Annotated in this window: 12 protein-coding genes; 9 read left to right on the top strand and 3 right to left on the bottom strand. The window is 57.3% G+C overall.

Annotated elements, in window-relative coordinates; translation table 11 throughout:
* The first annotated feature begins 130 nt into the window (after positions 1–130).
* The 9 genes from ACP26L_RS11705 to ACP26L_RS11745 all read left to right on the top strand — a co-directional run bounded on the left by ACP26L_RS11705 (position 131) and on the right by ACP26L_RS11745 (position 11,350).
* On the top strand, positions 131–1,060 hold the full coding sequence (locus ACP26L_RS11705) for an ArsR/SmtB family transcription factor (protein WP_426452694.1): 930 nt from the start codon (positions 131–133) through the stop codon (positions 1,058–1,060).
* Between the two features lie 265 nt (positions 1,061–1,325).
* Positions 1,326–3,086, top strand: coding sequence for a glycoside hydrolase family 2 protein (locus ACP26L_RS11710; RefSeq protein ID WP_426452695.1), 1,761 nt, complete (start codon positions 1,326–1,328; stop codon positions 3,084–3,086).
* 525 nt (positions 3,087–3,611) lie between these two features.
* A complete protein-coding gene (locus tag ACP26L_RS11715; RefSeq protein ID WP_426452696.1) occupies positions 3,612–4,529 on the top strand; it encodes an ABC transporter permease in 918 nt (305 codons plus the stop codon).
* A gap of 43 nt (positions 4,530–4,572) precedes the next feature.
* Positions 4,573–5,472, top strand: coding sequence for a carbohydrate ABC transporter permease (locus ACP26L_RS11720; RefSeq protein WP_013915912.1), 900 nt, complete (start codon positions 4,573–4,575; stop codon positions 5,470–5,472).
* 107 nt (positions 5,473–5,579) lie between these two features.
* The gene (locus tag ACP26L_RS11725) at positions 5,580–7,121 is read left to right on the top strand and encodes an ABC transporter substrate-binding protein (protein ID WP_426452697.1); all 1,542 of its coding nucleotides are present in this window, start codon (positions 5,580–5,582) and stop codon (positions 7,119–7,121) included.
* Between the two features lie 153 nt (positions 7,122–7,274).
* Positions 7,275–9,344: a beta-galactosidase gene (locus ACP26L_RS11730; protein WP_426452698.1), complete on the top strand. Its 2,070-nt coding sequence runs from the start codon at positions 7,275–7,277 to the stop codon at positions 9,342–9,344.
* 200 nt (positions 9,345–9,544) lie between these two features.
* A complete protein-coding gene (locus ACP26L_RS11735; RefSeq protein WP_426452699.1) occupies positions 9,545–10,000 on the top strand; it encodes a MarR family winged helix-turn-helix transcriptional regulator in 456 nt (151 codons plus the stop codon).
* A gap of 92 nt (positions 10,001–10,092) precedes the next feature.
* A complete protein-coding gene (locus tag ACP26L_RS11740; protein WP_426452700.1) occupies positions 10,093–10,872 on the top strand; it encodes a pirin family protein in 780 nt (259 codons plus the stop codon).
* A 76-nt stretch (positions 10,873–10,948) separates the two neighbouring features.
* A complete protein-coding gene (locus tag ACP26L_RS11745; protein ID WP_426452701.1) occupies positions 10,949–11,350 on the top strand; it encodes a DoxX family protein in 402 nt (133 codons plus the stop codon).
* A 201-nt stretch (positions 11,351–11,551) separates the two neighbouring features.
* Here ACP26L_RS11745 and ACP26L_RS11750 read toward each other — a convergent pair whose 3' ends face one another.
* From ACP26L_RS11750 to ACP26L_RS11760, 3 genes are all read right to left on the bottom strand, one after another.
* Positions 11,552–13,555: a methyl-accepting chemotaxis protein gene (locus ACP26L_RS11750; RefSeq protein ID WP_426452702.1), complete on the bottom strand. Its 2,004-nt coding sequence runs from the start codon at positions 13,553–13,555 to the stop codon at positions 11,552–11,554.
* A 252-nt stretch (positions 13,556–13,807) separates the two neighbouring features.
* On the bottom strand, positions 13,808–15,598 hold the full coding sequence (locus tag ACP26L_RS11755) for a cache domain-containing sensor histidine kinase (RefSeq protein WP_426452703.1): 1,791 nt from the start codon (positions 15,596–15,598) through the stop codon (positions 13,808–13,810).
* Positions 15,595–17,181: a response regulator transcription factor gene (locus tag ACP26L_RS11760; RefSeq protein ID WP_426452704.1), complete on the bottom strand. Its 1,587-nt coding sequence runs from the start codon at positions 17,179–17,181 to the stop codon at positions 15,595–15,597. Before ACP26L_RS11760 ends, ACP26L_RS11755 begins: the two co-directional genes overlap by 4 nt.
* Positions 17,182–17,393 lie beyond the last annotated feature (212 nt).

The following is a 17,393-nucleotide window of genomic DNA, read 5'->3' on the forward strand; positions in this document are numbered from 1 at the left end:
TTAGCCGAGAGGGCGCTTCCGTCATGAATGTTCTATCATTCTCATTTTATTTCAAGAGGAGTAGACAAAAATGCCGACTATTGGATAAACTATTGAAAGAATAGTAAGTATCCAATGGAGGAATACGCTTATGCTGGAATTGACCATCGACGAGCCGGATGAGCTGGTGAAAGTCGCCCACGCTCTGGCTTCACATACCCGCATCGGCATTATCAAGCTGCTGCTTCAGAAGCCCAATCTGAACATAATAGAGATTGCCGAAGCGCTCAGCATCCCGGTCTCGACCGCCGCGACGAATGTGAAGGTGCTCGAGGAAGCGGAATTAATCCTGACCTCGCTGCAGCCTGCATCCCGCGGAGCCATGAAGGTGTGCAGCCGCAACTTCGATGATGTGCGGATGATCCTGAACCCGATCGCCTTTTATAAGCACTCGAACAAGACGGTAGAGGTAGAGATGCCTATCGGACATTTTGTCAACTTCGATATTCATCCTACCTGCGGTATGGCGAACCTGTCCGAGATGATCGTTCCGGAGGACGAACCGGAGAGCTTCTACCATCCCGATTGCCGTACCGCGGAGATTATCTGGTTCCGTCAAGGGTGGGTGGAATACCGCTTCCCGAGAAGTGTGGACAGCACGGCAAACATAAGCTCGATCGAATTCTCCCTTGAACTGTGTTCGGAAGCTCCGAATTACAATAACGACTGGCCTTCCGACATTACGGTCTGGGTGAACGATGTGGAGATCGGCACATGGATCTCTCCCGGAGACTTCGGCGATCACCGCGGCAAGCTGAACCCGCCCTGGTGGAGTGATACCTCGACCCAGCACGGGCTGCTCAAGACTTGGAGAGTGGATGGGGAGCGAAGCACCATAGACAATGAGAAGAGTTCCTCTGCCGTACTGGCGGATCTGAACCTGCTTGCGAAGCCTTATATTTCGCTGCGGATCGGTGTGAAGCCGGATGCGATGCATCAAGGCGGCGTCAACCTGTTCGGCAAAGGCTTCGGGGATTATGCGCAGGGCATCATCATGCGTATTCAACATAAGGAAGAGTAAGCAAGGCTCCGGCAAGCAAACCATATACCCTGAGAGCTCTTATTGTTTCAGATGTTTTGTGCAAGCAAAGCAATCTGAAACTTTTTTGTTTAATGATACAAATTTATTGTAATAAATCGTTGACATGAATCGAATGTGAAATATATAATCTAGATGTAAACATAAATATTGAAACAAAACAAAAACATGTCTTGCTTTGGCGTACGTTATCATCATCCTGTATTATCATTTCTCATTTTCATACGAATAGGAGCTCGAGAGACGCATGGCCACACAGAAATATATCAAAGATTACCCAAGACCCCAGTTCGTCAGGGAAAACTGGATGAACCTGAACGGCGAATGGGATTTCAGCTTCGACGACGCGAATGCCGGCGAGCGTGAGAACTGGCAGGAGCGCTTCCCCGCAGGACGCAAGATTACGGTTCCGTTCACCTACGAGACCCAGGCCAGCGGCATTGGGGAAGAGACGTTCCATCCGAACGTATGGTACCGCCGTACACTGGACATTCCGGCGGACGCAGCCGGGAAGCGGACCCTTTTGCATTTTCAGGCCGTCGATTACCGGGCCAAGGTGTGGGTGAACGGAGTCTATGCCGGTGGCCACCAAGGAGGGTATGCCGCGTTCTCCCTGGATATTACGTCATCCATTCGTCCCGGATCGGAGAACAGCTTGACCGTGAAGGTCGAGGACAGCCAGGATTGTACACAGCCCCGGGGCAAGCAGCGCTGGGTGGACGACAACTTCGAATGCTTCTATGTGCAGACGACGGGGATCTGGCAGACCGTCTGGCTCGAATACGTGGAAGAAGCTTATGTCGATGCCGTCAAGATCACTCCGGACTTCGACCGCAAATCCGTTCGCTTCGAATATCAGGTGAAGGGGGATCTTGCCGGCCGTTCCCTGAGGCTGGAAACCCGCGTCTCCTTGAAGGGCAAGCCGGTCAAAACCATGAGCATAGCGGTCGACCGCCCCTGGCTGCAGCTTGAGGTTGATCTGGTCCATGAAGCCAACGGGCCTTGGAAGCTGTGTGCATGGGATCCGCGCCATCCGAATTTGTACGATGTGGAATTCGTTTTGTACAACGGCGAAGAGATTGCGGACCATGTATATTCTTACTTTGGACTGCGGAAGATTTCGATCGAGAAGGGCAGGGTGCTGCTGAACAATGCCCCGATCTATCAGCGGCTGATCTTGGACCAGGGGTACTGGCCGGACACCCATCTGACTCCTCCGTCCGAAGAAGCCCTGCTCGAAGACATCGAGAAGATTCTGGAGATGGGATACAACGGGGTGCGCAAGCACATGAAGGTAGAAGACGCGCGGTTCCTCTACTGGTGCGACGTCCAAGGGCTGCTGGTCTGGTCGGAGATGGCGGCGACGTTCGAATTCAACGACAACGCCGTCGAGACGTTCACGAAGGAATGGGTCGAGATCGTCCGCCAACAGTACAATCACCCGAGCATCATCACCTGGGTTCCGTTCAATGAATCCTGGGGCGTCTCCCACATCCTCACCGATGTCAGGCAGCAGAAGTTCACGGAAGGAATCTACCACTTGACGAAGTCCATCGATCCTTATCGTCCGGTCATTACGAACGACGGCTGGGAACATACGGTCTCGGATATTATCACCCTGCATGATTATGTGGAGTCGGGTCAAGAATTCCTGCAGCGCTATGCGGACAAAGATCTTGTAACGGGCAAGGACATGGCCTTCAATAACTGGAAGTATGCGCTTGCTCATGGCTATGCATATAAGGGACAGCCGGTGATTGTAAGTGAATTCGGCGGCATCGCATTCCAGACGGAATCCGGCTGGGGCTACGGGAACCAAGAGAGCACGGAAGAAGCTTTCATCGAACGGTTCCGGGCGATCACGCAGGCCATGAAGGATACGGACTACATCGTCGGCTACTGCTATACCCAAATTACCGATGTACAGCAGGAAGTGAACGGCCTGCTGACGGAAGACCGCGAACCGAAGATCCCGCTGGAGACCATTCGCGCGATTAACCTGGCCTAACGGATCTGCCGGGAGCTCCAACTTCCAAAACATGCTGATATTGCAGGGGCTGCCGTCAGAGGCACCAACATCAAGGTGCCCAACAATAACAAGCTTACACAGTTTGATCATTTCAAGTTTGCACTTAATTACTTGCGAGCCCTCTTCCATGGAAGGGGGCTTTTTGCCGTGCCCCGTGCGAGTCGAATCCGATCCGTCGGTCATAGGATGTGCTCGTAGGGGGTACGGTTATTCGAGTATCATGGGGCGAGCGGGGCGGTATACGCATGCCGCTTCCCGGACTCTCGCACGAATGCCGGCGCACATCAACTCTCCTGTGCCGAACGCCCGAACGAAGGCCGGTGCATCTCACACTTTCCCGTTCCCGCTCAGCTAGCTGGACTGTCCCGCCATTCTCCCCGCAGCATTCTGCCAGCCGCAAAAAGTACAGGAGAGTCTTATTTTGTAGGGTACGAACGTTTCTCTTGAACTGGTACTCTGAGTTCATAACCTACAGAGACACGAACCGGAGGAGTGACAAGAGAGATGAAGAGGGGCCTGCTTTACCGCATCAACGCCAATCGGAGCCTGCTGCTGATGATCGCGCCGGCGACGCTTTTCTTCTTTGTTTTCAACTACATCCCGATGGCGGGCATTGTGCTTGCGTTCAAGCAGTTCCGCTATGACCTTGGGATTCTGAATTCGCCATGGGTGGGACTGGACAACTTCAAGTTCTTCTTCCTGACAGGCGACGCATTCAACGTAACACGCAATACCCTGCTGTACAACGCCGCATTCATCATCATCAACAATGCGCTGCAGATCGTCGTGGCAATTCTGCTCGCGGAGGTCGGCAGCAAGCTGTTCCGCAAGACCGCGCAGACGCTGATGTTCCTGCCCTACTTTATATCGTGGGTCGTGGTCGGAGCGGTGGCTTATAACCTGTTCAACTATGAGTTCGGCGCCATCAACACATTGCTGAAGTCGTTCGGCATGGAGCCGCTCGACATCTACACGACCGCCGAATACTGGAAGTACATTCTAATCTTCTTCTCGGCCTGGAAAGTGGTAGGATATGGCGCCGTGTTCTATATGGCCTCCATTCTTAGCATCGATAAGGAAACGTACGAAGCGGCCGACATCGACGGGGCGAATGTGTTCCAGCGGATTCTCCACATTACGCTGCCTTCGCTAAGACCGACGATCCTGATTCTCGTGCTGCTCGCCATCGGCGGCATCTTCCGCGGCGACTTCGGCCTGTTCTACCAGCTCGTCGGCAACAACGGCATGCTGTTCCAGGCAACGGATGTCATCGACACCTACGTATACCGCTCCCTGCTCGTCAACAATGAAGTAGGCATGTCGGCGGCGATCGGCTTCTACCAGTCCGTACTCTGCTTCGTAACCATTCTGGCCACCAACTACCTCGTCCGCCGGACGGACCGGGAGAATGCGCTGTTCTAAGATAGACGGCGCTCCTCCCATAACAACGAAGAGGTGAAAGACAATGATGACAACAACCGTCAAAAAAAACCGTGCGGACCAGCGCATTCTCGATTTGATCGGCTATGTGTTCGTAGGCTTGGTCGCCCTGGTCTGCCTGGTACCGTTCCTCCTGGTCGTCAGCGGCTCGTTCTCCAGCGAGTCGAGCATTACCCGGGAAGGCTTCGGTCTGTGGCCGAAGGAATTCTCGCTCGCCGCTTACCAGTTCGCGTTCCAGCATCCGGAGCAGTTCATCAATGCCTACGTGCTGACGATCTCGCTGACCGTGGTCGGCACGGTGCTCGGGCTGTTCATCTCCGCGATGACCGCTTACGTGCTGCAGCGTCAGGATTTTCAGTGGAAAAGCGGGTTCGCGTTCTACTTCTACTTCACAACCTTGTTCCAGGGCGGTCTCGTTCCGTGGTACATCCTCATGGTGAACTACCTGCAAATGAAGGATACGTACTGGGCGCTTCTACTGCCGCCGATGCTCAACGTCTTCTATATTCTGATCCTGCGTACGTTCCTGCGCAGCATCCCCGAAGCGATCACGGAGTCGGCGAAGATCGACGGGGCGGGGGACTTCACGATTTTCGTCAAGCTGATTCTGCCGCTCTCGAAGCCGGCTCTAGCCACCATCGGGCTGTTCACGGCGCTCGGCTACTGGAATGACTGGTTCAACTCGCTGCTGTTCGTCTCGAACGAGAAGCTGTACACCCTGCAGTACCTGCTGTACAAAACGCTCGGGAACCTGGAAGGCCTGCGCAAGCTCATGGAAGTATCGGGCATGCGGGTCGCGGAACTCCCCGGGGAGAGCCTGAAGATGGCGCTTGCGATCATCGTTACGGGGCCGATCGTTCTGCTTTATCCTTTCGTACAGCGGTTCTTCGTACAAGGTCTTACGGTGGGTGCGGTGAAGGGCTAAGCCCCCGCCGCTCCATCCGGAATATAAGGATTGGATCATTCTGGGACTATCCAGTGATCATAGATGGGTTTACACTAAAGGATACAGACAAGGGGAGGCAATACCTTATGAGCAGCAAGAACAAACTGATGGCCCTCGGCTTGGCATTCACTACAGCAACCGTATTCGCAGGATGCAGCTCGAACACACCGGCGCCGAACGGCTCCGCCTCGAGCAACGCACCGGCCGCGTCTTCTTCTGGAAGCGCAGATACCAGCAAAGAAGTCAAGCTGAAGATGGTCCTGCTCGGCTCGAAGCCGGCGGACTTCGATCAGGTATACGGCGAAGTCAACAAGATTATGAAGCAGAAAATCAACGCGACGCTCGATGTATCCTTCATCGACTGGGGCGATTACAACCAGAAGTACCCGCTGATGTTTGCGGCGAACGAGGATTTTGACCTCGTGCTGTCCGCCCCGTGGCTCTTCTACGCCCAGCAGGCCAACAAGAACGGCTTCCTGGAGCTGACGGAAGACATGCTGAAGAAGTATGCTCCGAAGACCTGGGAGCAGGAGCCGAAGATTGCATGGGAGCAGGCCAAGGTTAATGGCAAAATCTACATGGTTCCCCAGAACAACTTCGAGTACAGCTACCACCTCGTAGCGCTCCGCGGCGACCTTCGCGAGAAGCTCGGGCTGCCGGAAGTCAAGACGCATGACGACTACCTGAACTACCTGAAGGCTGTGGCTGAGAAGGAGAAGAGCTTCACGCCAAGCCTTGGTGCAAGCGAATTCAATGCAATCGAGCTGGTTCAGGCCAACGAGTGGAACTTCGTCGTGCCGCAGTACCCGATCGCCTACAAGGTAACGGATGCCGCTTCGAAGGTATTCAACTATGCCGAAACGCCGGAGTTCGAGAGCTTCGTAGCCAAGATGAACGCCGCGGCGAAGACCGGTGCCTGGTCCCGGGATGCGCTCGTAAGCAAGATGGACAAGATCCAGGCGTTCAAGGACGGCAAGCTGGCGTCGGTGGAATGGAACCTCGGAACGCTGACCCGCGCCAAGTCCGAGATCCAGGCAGCCCACCCGGACTGGAAGATCGAGCTCGTCGATCTCAGCGCGGATAAGAAGCGCCTCGCGAATCCGTTCATCAACAACGGGATGTCGGTTCACGCAACAAGCAAGAATGCCGAGCGTGCGCTGATGGCGATCGATCTGCTCCGCTACGACAAAGAGATTCACGACCTGACGAACTACGGAATTGCCGGTAAGCACTATGAGGCGGTAGGCGACAAGCAGTTCAAGCCGCTGAAGGATTCCGCGAACTTCCCTCCGGCCGGCGTATCGCCTTGGGGCTGGAACTCGCTGAACGAGCGTCTGGATGCAACGGTGGCTGACGAGATCAACAAGTTCACCGAAGGCTGGAAGAATACGGTTACGGTGAACCACCCGCTTGAGACATTCACCTTCGACGATGCGAAAGTGAAGAACGAAGTGGCTGCGATCAATAACGTGATGAACACGTACGGCAGACCGCTCTTCTACGGAATCGTAGATCCTGCCGATGCCAAAGGCGGCGTGCAGGTATTCCGTGACAAGCTGAAGCAGGCCGGTATCGACAAAGTGCTCACCGAGATGCAGGCACAGGCTGACGCTGCGGCGAAGAAGTAAATTCAGGCAGCGTGCTGCCGCAGGGGTCCCGCTTCCTCCCGGAGGAAGCGGGATATTATTATCCATGACCGGAAGGCAGACCCGGTTCGGCCAATAGCCGTATGGTTCCGGTGGTTACCAGTTTTACTATTCTTACATAAGTAGGTGTTTATGATGTCCAAAAAGTATCCTCCCGTCAGCCCCAAGGCACCGGTGATGCTCCACGGCGCCGACTACAATCCGGATCAGTGGCAGAAGTACCCGGAGATCCTGAAGGAAGACCTGCGGCTGATGAAGCTCGCGAAGTGTAATGTCATGTCGGTCGGCATCTTCGCCTGGGCCGCGCTTGAGCCGGAAGAAGGCCGGTACGAGTGGGGCTGGATGGACCGGCTGCTCGATTCGTTCGCCGAGAACGGCATCTATGCGTTCCTGGCTACGCCAAGCGGCGCCCGCCCGGCCTGGATGTCCGCCAAGTATCCGGAGGTGCTGCGCACCGGCGCGAACCGGGTGCGCAACCTGCACGGGCAGCGGCATAACCACTGCTACACTTCTCCGGTCTACCGGGAGAAGGTGGGGCAGATCAACCGCCTGCTCGCCGAGCGTTACTCGCAGCATCCGGCTGTGATCGGCTGGCACATCTCCAACGAGTACGGCGGCGAGTGCCATTGCGAGTACTGCCATGATGCGTTCCGCGGCTGGCTGCAGAAGCGCTATGGCACGCTGGAAGCGCTCAATGACGCCTGGTGGACGTCGTTCTGGAGCCATACGTACACCGATTGGTCCCAGGTCGAGTCGCCTGCTCCGCACGGGGAATCGTTCGTCCATGCGATGAATCTCGATTGGAAGCGGTTCGTCACCGACCAGACCGTCGATTTCATGAAGCATGAGATTGCGCCGCTGAAGGACGTGAACCCGGAGCTGCCGGTTACGACCAATCTCATGGAGAACTACGAAGGGCTGAACTACTGGAAGTTCGCCGAGGCGCTGGATTTTGTCTCGTGGGATGCTTATCCTACCTGGCATGATAACGAAGGGGATATCGGCCAGGCGGTCCGCTTCGCCTTCTTCCACGACATCAACCGCTCGCTGAAGGGCGGACAGCCGTTCCTCCTCATGGAGAGTACGCCGAGCCTCACGAACTGGCAGGAGGTCAGCAAGCTGAAGAAGCCGGGCATGCACCTGCTCTCTTCCCTGCAGGCCGTTGGCCATGGCTCGGACAGCGTGCAGTACTTCCAGTGGCGCAAGAGCCGCGGCTCCTCGGAGAAGCTGCACGGTGCGGTCGTCGATCACGCCGGACACGAGCATACGCGCGTATTCCGGGATGTAACCTCCGTAGGCGAGGCGCTCGAGAAGCTGCAGGAAGTCGTCGGCACGTCGGTGGAGCCGGAAGTGGCGATTCTCTACGACTGGGAGAACCGCTGGGCGGTGAAGGACTCCCAGGGGCCGCGCAACGTCGGCATCCACCACGAGGAGACCGTGCTCGAGCATTACAAGCCGTTCTGGTCCCGCGGGATTCCGGTGGACATCCTGTCGATGGACTGCGATATCAGCAAGTACAAGGTTGTCGTGGCGCCGATGCTGTACATGGTACGCCCTGGCGTAGGCGAGCGGCTGGAGAAGTTCGTGGAGAACGGGGGCACCCTGGTTACCACGTACTGGTCCGGAATCGTCAACGAGAGCGACCTCTGCTTCCTTGGCGGCTTCCCCGGACCGCTGCGCCGCACGCTCGGCATTTGGTCCGAGGAGATCGACGGGCTGCATGACGGGCAGACGAACACGGTGATCCCTGCCGAAGGCGCCCAACCGACCCTGAGAACCACCTACGAGGCTTACGATCTGTGCGATCTGATTCACCTGGAGGGGGCTGAGGCGCTGGCTTCCTATGGGGATGACTTCTACGCCGGCCGTCCGGCACTGACCGTCAACCGGTTCGGCGAAGGCAAGGCTTACTATATCGCTTCGCGGAACAAAGCGCCGTTCCATGACGATTTCTATGGTTCGATTCTAGCCGAGACAGGAGTGAAGCCGGTGCTGCCTGGAACACTGCCGGAAGGGGTAACCGCACAGAAGAGAACGGATGGGGAGAATGATTATGTTTTCCTGCTCAACTTCAACAGCTCCGAAGCTGTGGTTGAGCTCCAGCAGGCGGGGGATTACACGGAGCTGCTGTCCGGCAGACCCGTGGAAGCATCCGTGAAGCTGGACGGGTTCGAGTGCCTGGTGCTGAAGCGCCCGGCTCAATAAGCACCCATTCTTCAGATGTACTCATCTTTAGACAGTCAACGTAAATCCAAGAACCACTGCTTCGGTGCCAAGCGCATGGGGGCAGTGGTTCTTTTTTGAATAATTCCTCCGCTCGCTGTTGACAATGAAGAAATGAGGGTGTATATTTATCTTAAACCAAAGATAATTAAATTAAAGATGAGTTGCGGAGGCGAGGCCGGATGCCCGTTCCCTTTCAGCTGGATGAAGCCCAAGCGGGCTCACTGAAACTGTTCGTTGTGCTCTCGAAGGCTTACAAGGCCATTATGGAGCAGGCCCAGAAGGATGTGAAGCAGTACGGACTGTCTCCATCCGAATTCATGATTCTCGAAGTGCTGTATACGAAGGGAAGAATTCCGCTGCAGCAGATCGGAGAGAAGGTCTTAATCACCAGCGGCAGCATCACCTACAATATCGACAAGCTGGAGAAGAAGGAGCTGCTGCGGCGCGTACCGTGCAAGGAAGACCGCAGGGTGACCTATGCGGAGATCACCGAAGCCGGGAATGAGCTCTTCCACCAGATTTTCCCCCAGCACGCGGCGCGGATTCATGATCTCATGAAGGTGATTTCACCGGAAGACCGGCAGGCGGCGACCGAGCTGCTCAAACGGCTCGGCAAGGCGGCCGAGGCGCGTTAGCCCCGCAAGGAGCGCGTGGGATGTATGTTCCTATGTTTCTGAGCATGAAAGAGTTTGTCCAATACGTGATAAGAAAATGGAGGCTGGATACGATGCAAGCACTTGTGTATACACCTGTCATGCAGGGAACAGGCGAATTTGACGGCGGCCGGATCAAGGAGCAGAAGCCGATCGGTTTCCCGGGGGAAGGCTCGGTGATCAAACGGGTGGGGCCGCTGTTCTATTGGGCCTGGGCCACATCGGAGTCGGAAGCGGAGATCGGCCTGCATCCGCATAAGGGGTTTGAGATTATGACCTATGTGGTGGACGGTACGGCTTATCACGGGGATACCCTGGGGACGGACAGCGTGGTCGGCGCAGGCGGGGCACAGGTGATGCAGACGGGGTCGGGCGTGAGCCATAAGGAGAAGCTGAGTGCCGGAGCGGAGCTGTTCCAGATCTGGTTCGAGCCTGACCTGTCGGAGGCTGTGCTGAGACAGCCGACATACCACCAGTACAGTCACGAGGAATTTCCGCTGGAGGGCAGCGGGGCAGGATACAGCATCAAAACCGTCATCGGCGGGGGAGCGCCCATAAAGCTGGCGGCCGATACGAAGATGTGGGATGTGGAGGTACGGCAGGGTTCACAATATACGCACAGCGTACCCGCAGGATACACGTTAACCGCACTGGCAATCCGCGGACAGGGAACATGGGCGGAGGCAGGCGTGTCTTCGAAGGAGCCGGCTGTATTCCGCCACAAGGACTTTGTTATCGGCACCTCCTCATCCGATACGGAAGTGGTGCTCACGAATACGGAAGATGCGCCTCTTCGGCTGATTCTGATCCAGGTTCCGACCAAGGTGGATTATCCGCTGTACCCTAAGCGCTGAGTTCTATCATATTTTTTGCACGTCTAATATCTTAATTGCAAGATTATTTAATTCAAACTAAAAGGAGACGATTATCATGATGGCACTGGGATTATTGCTGGTTCGATTGGTTGTAGGGCTGCTGTTCGTAGGGCATGGGGCGCAGAAGCTGTTCGGCTGGTTCGGCGGCTACGGACCGAAGGGGACGGGAGGCTGGATGGAGTCGATCGGGATGAAGCCGGGCGTGCTTATGGCGGTGATGGCGGGACTCATGGAGATGATCGGAGGCGCTCTCTTCGCGGCAGGGCTGCTCACGCCGCTGGCGACGGTACTGATCACGCTGACGATGCTCGGAGCTATCGTCAAGGTGCACGCCCAGAACGGACTGTGGGTCACGGCGAACGGATATGAATACCCGCTGGTATTGATTGCGGTCGTCATCGGCATCGCTTTGGCCGGCGCGGGTGCCTACTCGCTGGATGCTCTTTTCCAATCTTGATAAGAGACGGCATCGCGCAAGGGCTGCTGACGATTCAAGCTAAGGTTGGATCGCAGCCATCATCCTAGGCACCGCCCTTATCTTCCTTTGGAGGAGAGGGGCGGTGTTTTAGTCTGTGGGCAGAAGGCAGATGCTGACAACGTAAAGAAGAGGCACCCGCCGCCGGCGGATGCCTCTGGATATCCGTCACACACGTCCGGATTATTTCACTTTAAAAACACTGATCATCTCCAGCAAGTCGGCGGACATATCGCTGAGGGAACGGGAAGAATCCGATACCTCGTCCATGGACAGCTTCTGTTCGGCGGAGGCCTGAGAAACTTCCTGCAGCTGCTGCATGGCCCCCTCAGTGATCCTCACCATCCCGGAGAGGGCAGCCGACACTTCCTCCTTGCCCGCTGTCAGCTGTTTCGATGCCTCGGACACGCCGAGAATCTGTTCGTTTACACGCTGCACCGAGCGGGTGATCTCGGCGAACACTTCTCCGACCTTGGCTACCTGCACGACGCCTTCGTCCATTTTGCGGACCCCGTCCGTTACGGAATGTGCTACCGTGCGGGTGTGAACGGCGATGCTGTCTACCAGGGAGGTGATCCGTTCCGTTTCGGTCTGCGTCTGATTCGCAAGCTTTTTGACCTCGGACGCCACCACGGCAAAGCCTTTGCCATGTTCACCGGCCCTTGCGGCCTCAATGGAGGCATTCAGCGACAGCAGGTTGGTCTGCTCCGCGATGCCCCGGATGACATCGATGATTTCCCCAATCGTCAAAGACTGCTCTTCCAGCGTGTGAACGGCTTTGGCTGTATCCGCCACGGTCGCACTGACAAGGTTCATCTGATCGATCGCATGCTTGACTTCCTGGTGGCCATACTCCACCTCTTGGACCACTTCGCTGACGGAGCCGGATACGCCTGACGAAGAACCCGCGATCCATTCGATTCCGGAAGCCATCTCATCCATGGTGGACGAACACGCAGCGGCAGAACTGTATTGAGCCTCGGAGCCGGAAGCAAGTCCTTTCACCGAACGGGAAACTTGTTCGGACGAAGCGGCCGTTTGGATGGCCGTGGCCGTAAGCTCTTCCGAAGAAGCGGCAACCGCTTCGGATGTTGCGGAGATTTTGCCGATGAGGGCACAGAAGGAATCGAGCATCGCGTTGATATTCATCTTCAGCGTCTGAAGCTCGTCCGAGCCGTTCACCGGCAGCCGGCCTGTCAGATTCCCGGCCTTCACCTCTCCCATCAGGGTGGAAATGCCGAGCAGGGGCTTCAGCACGAGGCGTGCTACCCCCAGGGAGATGAGAACAACCAAGATCGCTGCGGCAGCGATCATGAAGCCTACTTGCGTGCGAACGGATTGGACGGCGGCGAAGACTTCTTCCTCGGGAGCCACGATTACGAGCTTCCATCCCGTACTCTGGATCGTATGGAAGACGGCTTCGTAGCTGGTCTTGTCGTTCTCCGTGTAGTCGAATTCCCCTTCGGATTGCTTAAGCAGCGTGGTGAATTCGGAGGCGGTGCCGGCCGGGAGGAAAGCGGCGAGTTCCTTGTCGATTTTATCCGCGTCCTTGTGAATCAGAACCTTGCCTTCAGAGGAGAGCATATAACCGTACCCGGTTCCGCCTACCTTAATTTTGTCTACGATCCCGATCAGATCGGACGGACTTAAGAGGGTCTGTATCATGCCCCGGTCTTCCCCTTGCTTATCCACGATGGGCACGCTGACGATGATGACCTTCCGGCCGGTTGCAGCCGAGATCAGAATGTCGGAAACCGTGGCCTTCTTGGCGGACTTCATGCTCTTGTAGGAGTCCAGTGCCGAGAGATCGGCGCTCCCGCCCGTCGTGTCGTAGAAGACACCCTGGGGATTGACATAAGCATAGCTCTCCACATCCGCGTCAGCGGGAACCAGCGTTTTTAATGTCGCGACGATCTGGTCCCGATCTCCGCTGTAGAATACCGGGTTGGACTCGATGACACGCTCCACCTTGGTTATTTTTTCGGTGATCCAATCATTGATAAAATCGGCATTGGTCTGCGCCATACCCTTCTGATTATCCTTGGTCGATAATTCCAGCGCTCCGGTGGACACCGACATGAGCAGGAGGCTGGTTACCAAGAGAGGCAGGATGGTGACCGCGAGCAGAAGGATAATGATCTTGCTTCGGATGGACGAGCCAAGACCCAGGTTTTTGATCTTATGCATAAAACATTGCTCCTTTGATTTATGATCTAAGATCATTATGTCGGAGGACTCGCAGGAGAAGTTCATGGTGATTTTCTGGGAAGCAGGGGGAATACTACTAAGAATCGGTGCGCTGCCGTGAACCTCTCCGCCACGGCATACTAAACAGGAGCAGCCCGGACAACGCTATAGCGTCCCAGGCTGCTCCTGTCGTATTCATGGTTCCGCCGTTTATCAGCCGGCCTCGGTTTGAACGGGGCCGGCCGGCAAGGCTTATTCCTCCGGCGGCAGCACGGCAGGTATCCGCAGGGTCACCGCCGTGCCTTCCCCCGGCGTGCTGCGGTACGTGAGGCCGTAGCCCTCGCCGAACACGTGCTGCAGCCGCTGGAGCACGTTGCGGCTGCCGTAGCCGCTGCCCTTCAGGCTGCCGCGGTAGGTGCCCGCGGCCATCTGCTGCACGAGCTCCTCCTTCATGCCGATCCCGTCGTCGGCAATGGTGATCACGAGATCGTCAGCTTCCCTGGCTGCCGAGATTGTGACCGTACCCTCGCGGGAGACCCGGCCGAGAATGCCGTGCAGGATGGCGTTCTCGACGATCGGCTGGAAGGTGATCTTCGGGATCGCACAGCCGAGCAGCTCCTCGGGCACGTCCGCCACGAGGCGGATTTTGTTCTCGAAGCGGATGTTCTGGATCTGCACGTAGAAGGAGACATGCTTAAGCTCTTCGCCGACCGTCACCACATCCCGGCCGCTGCTGAGGCTGACCTTGTAGAAGCGTGAGAGCGCTTTGACGACCTGCCGGATCTCGTCGTTCATGCCGCTGCTGGCCATCCAGTTGATGAGGTCGAGCGTGTTATACAGGAAGTGGGGGTTGATCTGGGACTGCAGCGCCTTGAGCTCCGCGCTCTTCACTTCCTGACCGAGCTTGTACTGCTCTTCATGCATGGTGGCGATCTTGTCGATCATGAAGTTGTAGGTCTTGATGAGCTCGCCGATCTCGTCCTTGCCCTGTGTCTGGGCGAGGGGGATCAGGCTGCCCTTCTCCACATCCTTGAGCCTCCCGGTCAGGTGGGAGATACGCCGGGTCACCGACACCGACAGAAGATAGGCCACGATGTGGGCTGCCAGTGCTACCACGAGGAGCAGCGCCAGCAGGTCGTTGCGCAGCTGCCGGCTCTGCTTCATGACATCGTCGATCGGAATGGCTGTGACCATCGACCACTGCGACGAAGGAATAGGCCGGTACAGATAGTAGGTCCCGTCCAGCTCGGCCGTAACCGTCCCTTCCTGAAGCGTGCCGGTAGCGGGCAGAGGGAAGGGGGGCGGGGATGCGACGGCATCGGACGAGAGCACGATACGCGAATCGCTGGAGGCCAGGTACGTTACGCTGTTCTCCACGGCATCGGCATTCTTCAGAATGTCGCGGATCGTATCCGCCCGGACATCGACGCGAAGCCGCCCGACGGTATGCTTGTAGTTGTTCGGGTCGAGCAGGCTGCGGACCACGTAGAGATACTGATTGGCCGCCGTCCCCTTCGTCTCGATCTCCGATGGGGAGCACCACAGCATCTTCGGATTGTTCTCGACGAGCCGCTCGAAGCAGGCGTTCCCTTCGGTCAGATTCAAGGGCAGGAAGTTCTCGGACTCATTGCCGAAGACATACTGGCTGTCGACATAGAGCGTCACCCGGGCGATGTCCGTCCCGTCCTGCAGGGAGCGCAGCTGCTGCTTCAGGTCGCTGTAATCCTGGAGCTGCCGGTGGATATCCGTGTTCGTCCCCGGATCGGTGATCGACCGCAGGATCGACGGGTTGGCGATCAGCACGTCCGTCGTCTCGCCGATGCGCTGGAGCCGGTAGCTCAGGAAGGCATACGTCTGGTTGAACCCCTGCTCTGCGGAATAGGTAACGTGGTTGATGAGCAGCCCGGACACCTTGTCCGATACAACGAACTGGTAGGCGCCGAGCGGGACCAGGATCAGCAGCAGGTAGGTGTATAGGATCTTGTGCCGGAGCTTCGTGTTGTAGAGCCACTTGCGGCCGAGCCGGGTCAGGGAGGTGATCATACGCGGCTGCGCTCCCTGTATTCCGACGGGGTCATGCCGGTCAGCTTGCGGAAAATTTTGGCAAAATATTCGCCGTCCCTGTAACCGACCTGCAGCGCCACGTCGAAGATTTTGTACGAATCGGTCTTGAGCAGCTCCTTGGCCTTCTCGATCCGGTATTCCATCAGGTACTGCTTCACGGTGGTTCCTGTCGCTTCCTTGAACACGGCGATGAGGTGCGAAGCGGTCATCTGCATATGCTCGCTGATGCCCTGTACGGTCACGTTCTCATCCGCATAATGGTGGTGGATGTACCGGATGATGCGTGCCGCCGTGCTGCCGCCGCCCCGCTCCTTCAGCGCCTGCTCGAGCTGGCCGAGCTTCCCGAGCAGCGCCTGCTGCACGTCCTCGAAGAAGTGGCAGTGGAAGACGAGCTCCCAGGGCTGATCGTCCGGTCCCGTGCTGTGAAAAAGCGAGATCCCCCGCTCCCCTGCGAATCCTTCCAGCTCGAGCAGCAGCCGGTAATAAATCTCCTTCACGCTGTTGATGAGTGTCTCCGGCCGCTGGCGGATCTCCACGGCCACGCGTCCGAGCAGGCTGCGGAGCTCCTCGAAGCGCCCGTCAACGAGCAGCTCCTGCACTGTCTTATGGAGCAGCGGGTCCGGATGATAGTGCACGTGCAGGGCGAAGCCGGAGGGGGTATCACGGTGCACTGCGGCTGAAGCGGGCCCGCGGTAGAACGTCTCCTGCAGGCGGGCGACGGCGGACGCGTAGGAGGCGGGCAGCTCTTCCAGACCTGGGGAGACCCGTCCCCCGCCTATCGAAAAGCGGCCTCCGGTGTGCCCGGCAAGGGCGGTGCCGAGCGCCCGGCAGATGCCGTACAGCGTGTTCTCGTCCAGCGGGCGGTCCTCCGGTGCGAAGAGCAGCAGCACCGTGTGCAGCTCGTCCTTCTGTCCAAGTAGGAAGGACAGGCAGTAAGCGCCGGCCGCCTCAGCGGCACAAGCCTCAAGCTCCGCGGGAGAGGGCGGCGGCGGGAGGATCTTGATCATCACCGCAGCGCAGGAGGGATGCTCCGGCAGCTCCAGCCCGGCCAGCTGCAGCCTGCCGCGAAGCTGCGCCTCGTCGCGGGCGCCCCTGATGAGCTGGAGGCAGATTTCCTGGCGGATATAAGCGGAGCTCGCATGGAGGCTCTCCTTGGTGAGCGCCTCATGCTCCATATGCCGCCTCTCTTGCAGGCACAGCTGGACGGCTCCCTGCAGCGCTTCCTCGAGTTCGTCCATATCGATCGGCTTCTCCACGTAGGAGATCGCCTTGAGCGAGATGGCGGCCTTCAGGTATTCCTTCTCGGCATAGCCGCTCATGAATATAATCTTGCAGCCCGGGTACCTGCGCCGGACCTGGAAGGCCAGGTCGATGCCGTCCATGCGGGGCATCTTGATGTCCGTGAGAACGATATCCGGTTCGAACGTTTCGAGCAGGGACAGCGCTTCCAGTCCGTCTACTGCGGTGACGACCTCGGTGATTCCGAAGGATTCCCAATCCACCGACCGCCGAATGCCTTCCCTAGTCATTTTTTCATCATCAGCCAGTAGCAGCTTCAGCATATTTCCACCTCGGGTCCGTTATTCTTTGCTGTACCCTTAAGAGTAACTCAGACGGCAGACCTTTGCACGTCCTTTTCTTTCCACCCTGCAAAACGCACAGGAAATCGATAGTTTGTCGGGGTCAGGGGCAGAGGGGAAGCGCGGGGGGCAGGCAGGTGGAGGCGGAGGAACACGCCAACACCAAAAAAACACCGCCTCCGCCGGTAGGGCAG

Source organism: Paenibacillus sp. S-38, from assembly GCF_049942825.1.
GTDB lineage: Bacteria > Bacillota > Bacilli > Paenibacillales > NBRC-103111 > Paenibacillus_G.

Excerpts from the sequence above, each read along its gene's own strand:
- ACP26L_RS11705 (WP_426452694.1), top strand. The coding sequence starts at position 131 with ATGCTGGAATTGACCATCGACGAGCCGGATGAGCTGGTGAAAGTCGCC.
- ACP26L_RS11710 (WP_426452695.1), top strand. The coding sequence starts at position 1,326 with ATGGCCACACAGAAATATATCAAAGATTACCCAAGACCCCAGTTCGTC.
- ACP26L_RS11715 (WP_426452696.1), top strand. The coding sequence starts at position 3,612 with ATGAAGAGGGGCCTGCTTTACCGCATCAACGCCAATCGGAGCCTGCTG.
- ACP26L_RS11720 (WP_013915912.1), top strand. The coding sequence starts at position 4,573 with ATGATGACAACAACCGTCAAAAAAAACCGTGCGGACCAGCGCATTCTC.
- ACP26L_RS11725 (WP_426452697.1), top strand. The coding sequence starts at position 5,580 with ATGAGCAGCAAGAACAAACTGATGGCCCTCGGCTTGGCATTCACTACA.
- ACP26L_RS11730 (WP_426452698.1), top strand. The coding sequence starts at position 7,275 with ATGTCCAAAAAGTATCCTCCCGTCAGCCCCAAGGCACCGGTGATGCTC.
- ACP26L_RS11735 (WP_426452699.1), top strand. The coding sequence starts at position 9,545 with ATGCCCGTTCCCTTTCAGCTGGATGAAGCCCAAGCGGGCTCACTGAAA.
- ACP26L_RS11740 (WP_426452700.1), top strand. The coding sequence starts at position 10,093 with ATGCAAGCACTTGTGTATACACCTGTCATGCAGGGAACAGGCGAATTT.
- ACP26L_RS11745 (WP_426452701.1), top strand. The coding sequence starts at position 10,949 with ATGATGGCACTGGGATTATTGCTGGTTCGATTGGTTGTAGGGCTGCTG.
- ACP26L_RS11750 (WP_426452702.1), bottom strand. The coding sequence starts at position 13,555 with ATGCATAAGATCAAAAACCTGGGTCTTGGCTCGTCCATCCGAAGCAAG.
- ACP26L_RS11755 (WP_426452703.1), bottom strand. The coding sequence starts at position 15,598 with ATGATCACCTCCCTGACCCGGCTCGGCCGCAAGTGGCTCTACAACACG.
- ACP26L_RS11760 (WP_426452704.1), bottom strand. The coding sequence starts at position 17,181 with ATGCTGAAGCTGCTACTGGCTGATGATGAAAAAATGACTAGGGAAGGC.